General features: G+C 71.9%; 3 protein-coding genes and 1 pseudogene. All 4 read left to right on the plus strand.

What is annotated here, in order from left to right; genetic code table 11:
- Positions 1-1,159, plus strand: a 1,159-nt coding sequence (locus OZN99_RS25550; protein ID WP_333779771.1) for a D-alanyl-D-alanine carboxypeptidase family protein, incomplete at its 5' end; no start/stop codon positions are given.
- 7 nt (positions 1,160-1,166) lie between these two features.
- Positions 1,167-1,811, plus strand: coding sequence for a dTMP kinase (gene tmk, locus OZN99_RS25555; RefSeq protein ID WP_270938054.1), 645 nt, complete (start codon positions 1,167-1,169; stop codon positions 1,809-1,811).
- A 95-nt stretch (positions 1,812-1,906) separates the two neighbouring features.
- Entirely contained in the window at positions 1,907-4,594 is a 2,688-nt protein-coding gene (locus tag OZN99_RS25560) for a beta strand repeat-containing protein (RefSeq protein ID WP_270938055.1), read from the plus strand.
- Between the two features lie 60 nt (positions 4,595-4,654).
- Positions 4,655-4,842, plus strand: a pseudogene (locus OZN99_RS25565) (hypothetical protein); the annotation flags it as partial.

The following is a 4,842-nucleotide window of genomic DNA, read 5'->3' on the forward strand; positions in this document are numbered from 1 at the left end:
GCCGGCGCTGGCGCAGCAGCGCCCCGGCCAGCAGGGCCAGCAGCGGCCGCCGCAGCGCCCGGCGCCGCCGCCCTCCACGCCGGCCAGCAGCCCGCTGGGGCCGGTGGATACCGCAGCGCGCCAGGCGATCATGGTCGATTTCGAGACCGGTGCCGTGCTGCTCGAGAAGAACCCGGACGAGCGCATGCCGCCGAGTTCCATGTCGAAGCTGATGACGATGTATGTCGTCTTCGACCTGCTGAAGCAGGGCCGCCTGCGCATGGACCAGCTGATGCCGGTCAGCGAGCGCGCCTGGCGCATGGGCGGGTCCAAGATGTTCGTGCAGATCGGCACGCAGGTCAGCGTGGAGAACCTGGCGCGCGGCGTCATCGTGCAGTCCGGGAACGACGCCTGCATCGTCCTGGCCGAAGGGATCAGCGGGTCGGAGCAGCAATTCGCCGAGCTGATGAACGAGACCGGGCGCCGGATCGGTCTGCGCAACAGCAACTTCCGCAACTCGACCGGCTGGCCCGACCCCGAGCACCGCATGACCGCGCGCGACCTGGCGGTGCTGGCGCGTCGGATCATCACCGATCACCCCGAATACTACCGCTTCTACAATGAGCGCAGCTTCCGCTGGAACGACATCACACAGGAGAACCGCAACCCCACCCTGGCGCGCGTGCCTGGCGCGGACGGTCTCAAGACCGGCCACACCGAGGAAGCTGGCTTCGGCCTCACCGCCAGTGCGGTGCGCGGTGGGCGGCGCCTGATCCTGGTGGTGAACGGCCTGACCTCCATGCGGCAGCGCGCGGAGGAGAGCGAGCGGCTGCTGGAATGGGGCTTCCGCGAGTTCGACAACGTCGTGATGTTCCGCGCCCACGAGACGGTGGAGGAAGTTCCCGTGTATCTGGGCGAGCGGCCGACCGTGCCGCTGGTTTCCGGCCAGGACCTCGTGCTCACGCTGCCGCGGCAGTGGCGACGCAGCCTGCAGGCGCGCGTGCGCTTCGAATCGCCGGTCCCCGCGCCGATCGCCAAGGGGCAGGAGCTCGGGCGGCTCGTGGTGTCGGGCCAGGGCGTGCCGGAGATGGAGGTGAAGCTCATCGCCGGCGCCGATGTGGACCGGCTGGGGCTGATCCCGCGCATCCCGGCGGTGATCGGGCGCTGGTTCGGCAGCTGAGGCGCGGGTGAGCGGACACGCGCCCGGCCGCTTCATCACGCTGGAAGGCGGGGAGGGCGCCGGGAAGTCCACCCAGGCACGCCGCCTCGCCGCCCATCTCTCTGGCCTCGGCGTCCCGGTACTGCTGACGCGCGAGCCCGGCGGCTCGGCCGGAGCGGAGGCGATCCGCGCAGTGCTGCTGAACGGGCAGGGCTTCGATCCCGTCGCAGAGGCGATGCTGATGTTCGCCGCGCGGCGGGAGCATGTCGTCGCCACCATCCGGCCCGCCCTGGCGGCGGGACTTTGGGTGATCTCGGACCGCTTCGCCGATTCCACACGCGCCTACCAGTGTCACGGCCAGGGCGTGCCGGGCGAGGTCTATCGCCGCCTGGCGGAACTGGCCCTGGAAGGGCTCTCGCCCGACCTGACGCTGATCCTCGATGTACCGCCGGACGCCGGGATGGCGCGCGCTGCGGCGCGTGGCGCGGCAGCCGACCGCTACGAGCGGCTGGATACCGGTTTCCATGCCCGCGTGCGGGCCGGCTTCCTGGCAATCGCCGCGGCGGAGCCAGAACGCTGCCAAGTCATCGACGCCGGCCAGGCGCAAGAGCATGTCTTCGCGGCCATGGCGAACGCCATTTCCCAAAAATTCGCGCTGGACGCATATAAGTGACGCGCGCGACACTGCCCGCAGCCGTGAGTGGAATTCGCCCAGCGTCGTGAACGCAGCGCTTCCGCCCGGTGCACCAGGCGGGAGGAACGGCGCCGATGACCGAAGGCGACGATACGATCAGCGGCAACCCCTGGGCGGAGACGCTGTCCGGCCTCGGCGGCGGCGACAGCATCTACGGCTTCGGCAGCAACGACCTGCTGCTCGGCGGCGAGGGCGACGACCTGCTCGATGGCGGGGACGGCGCGGATACGCTGAACGGCGGCGGCGGCCGGGACACGGCGAACTATGCCGCATCTGCCGTGGCCGTGACGATCGTGCTGGCCTCGGGGCTCGCCCTGGGCGGTCAGGCAGCCGGCGACGTCCTTCTCGACATCGAGAACGTGACGGGCTCCGCCCAGGCGGACAGTTTGGTCGGATCGGCGGGCGACAACCGGCTTGCCGGCGGCAACGGCACGGATTCGGTGGAGGGCGGGCAGGGCGGCGACACGCTGCTCGGCGGCGGCGGCTCTGATTCCGTCTCCGGTGGCGACGGCGACGATCTGTTCCTGGAGGACATCTCGCAGAACGACACGCTGCATGGCGGTGCCGGGCGCGACACGCTGTCCTTCGCCACGCTGGTGGACGTGGTCGGCGTCGGTGCATCCCTCGTGGAGGGCGGTTTTGCCGGGGCGGCGCTCGGCGACGTCTATCTCGGCATGGAGGACCTGGTCGGATCTGCGCTGGCGGACACGCTGACCGGGAACGGCCTGGCGAACCTGCTGGCAGGCGGGGCCGGGAACGACGTGATTTCCGGCCTGAACGGTGCCGACACGATCCTGGGGGAGGGTGGCAATGATTCGCTGCTCGGCGGTGGCGGCGACGACCTGCTGATCGGCGGGGCAGGGCTGGACACGCTGCGCGGCGGGCCGGGCAACGACACCTACGAGGTGGAGGATGCCGGCGACCTGCCGATCGAGGGGCCGAACCAGGGCTTCGACACCGTGCGGACGGCGCTGAACTGGACGCTCGGCATCAACCTCGAGGGCCTCGTGCTGCTGCCCGGCGCGCTGACCGGCACCGGCAACAACCTGGACAACCTGATCGAGGGCAATGCGCTGTCGAACACGCTGACGGGCAATGCGGGCAACGACACGCTGCGCGGCGGCGCGGGCGACGACACGGCGCGCGGCGGCAACGGCAACGACCGGCTGGAGGGCGGGCCGGGCAATGACCGGCTGGAAGGCGGGCTGGGCTGGGACACCATCGTCTCGCCCTTCCTGCTGGAAGAGGTGGCGCTGCGCCGCCTGCTCAGCGGCGCCCTGCTGATGACCGACCCCGCCGGCGCGGACCTGCTCTTCTCCATCGAGGAACTGCAACTCGGCGAGGTCACCTGGAAGATCGCGCCCGCGGTGGTCCCCATCGGGCCCTCCACGCCGTGGAACCTGCGCGTGACGAGGCTGGACGGGCCGGCCGGCAGCGGCTTCGGCTCGGCGGTCGGCAGCGCCGGGGATGCGGATGGCGACGGGCGGCCGGACCTGCTGGTCGGCGCGCCCGGCTTCAACGGCGGCGACGGCGCAAGCTGGCTGGTCTGGGGGAGGCAGGGCGGCTTCGGCACGAACTTCAGCCTGACGGACGGGTCTGTCCGCTTCATTTCCGACGCGCTCAGCGGTGCGCAGGCCGGGCGCTGGGTGGGCGGCTTCGGCGACACGGACGGCGACAGCTACGACGATGTCGGAATCGGCCTGCCGCTGCTGCCCTTCCTTGAGCAGGGCAGCCTGGCGCCGCAGCCGGTGGATGGCGTGGTGTCGCTGCTCCGCGGACGGACGCGGTCGGATTTCGCCGTCGTTGGCGAATCGGCCGGCTTCCTGACGGACGGCACCAGCAACACCGTCGCCTTCGGCGAAGCCGTGACCGGCCAGGTGGGTGACGTGAACGTCGCGGCCGGCGACCTGAACGGTGACGGGCTGGCGGATATCGGCATCGGCGGCAAGGCGGCCAGCGGCTACGTCTCCATCCTGCTCGGCAGCCAGAACCGGCTGAAGCAGATCGGGCTGGCCGACGGGTCGGTGACGCGCATCAGTACGGGGCTGACCGGCATCGACCAGGGCACCTCGCTCGGCGGCGGCGGAGACGTGAACGCGGACGGCTTCGACGACCTGGTCATCGGCTCGCCGGGCGTGAATGGCGGGGCGGGCGGCGCCTGGGTGCTGCTCGGCAAGGCGAATGGCTGGGGCGGGACCATCTCGCTGGGCGCCGGGGCCGGCTTCGTCACCATCAGCCCCACGGTGGCGGGCGACCAGCTCGGCCGGGCCGCGGCGGTGATCGGCGACTGGAACGGCGACGGGATCGACGATTTCGCCATCGGCGCGCCCGGCAACAACGGCGCGCGCGGCTCCGTCTTCATCGTGCCGGGCGGCAGCCTGACGTCGCCGCTGAACCTCACCACGGCGCCCGGCGTCGTCCGGTTCAACGGGGTGGACGCGCTGGATGGGGCGGGCAGCCGGCTCAGCCGCGCCGGCGACGTGAACGGAGACGGCTACGCGGACCTGCTGGTCGGCGGCGGAAACGGCGATGCCTGGCTGGTGCTCGGCCGACCGACGGCCACGACCGTGGCGGTGCAGAGCCTGGCGACGCCAGGGGTGATCAAGTTCGAGGGGACGGACGGGTTCTTCGGGCGCTCCGTTGCCGGGGCGGGGGATGTGGATGGCGACGGGCTGGACGACGTGATCGTCGGGCAGTCGAGCTTCAACGCCGGCGCCGGCGCCGCCTGGATCATCCACGGCGACCACTGGCTGGGCGTGTGAGGGCGGGTTCCCGCCCGCAGCCGCGGGTGGGAGAATGCGCGCCATGCAGGGACTGGCCTGATGGCGCGCGCGCCGAAGCCCGTGGAGTTCGAGCCGGACGAGGACGCGCCGGTGCGCGGCAACCCGGACCTCGTCGGGCACCAGGCGGCGGCGGCGGCGCTGGAGGCGGCGGCGCGCTCCGGCCGGCTGCCGCATGCCTGGCTGGTCGCGGGGCCGCCCGGCATCGGCAAGGCGACGCTGGGCTACCG

Source organism: Falsiroseomonas oryzae (genome assembly GCF_027856955.1).
Taxonomy (GTDB): Bacteria; Pseudomonadota; Alphaproteobacteria; order Acetobacterales; family Acetobacteraceae; genus Falsiroseomonas; species Falsiroseomonas oryzae.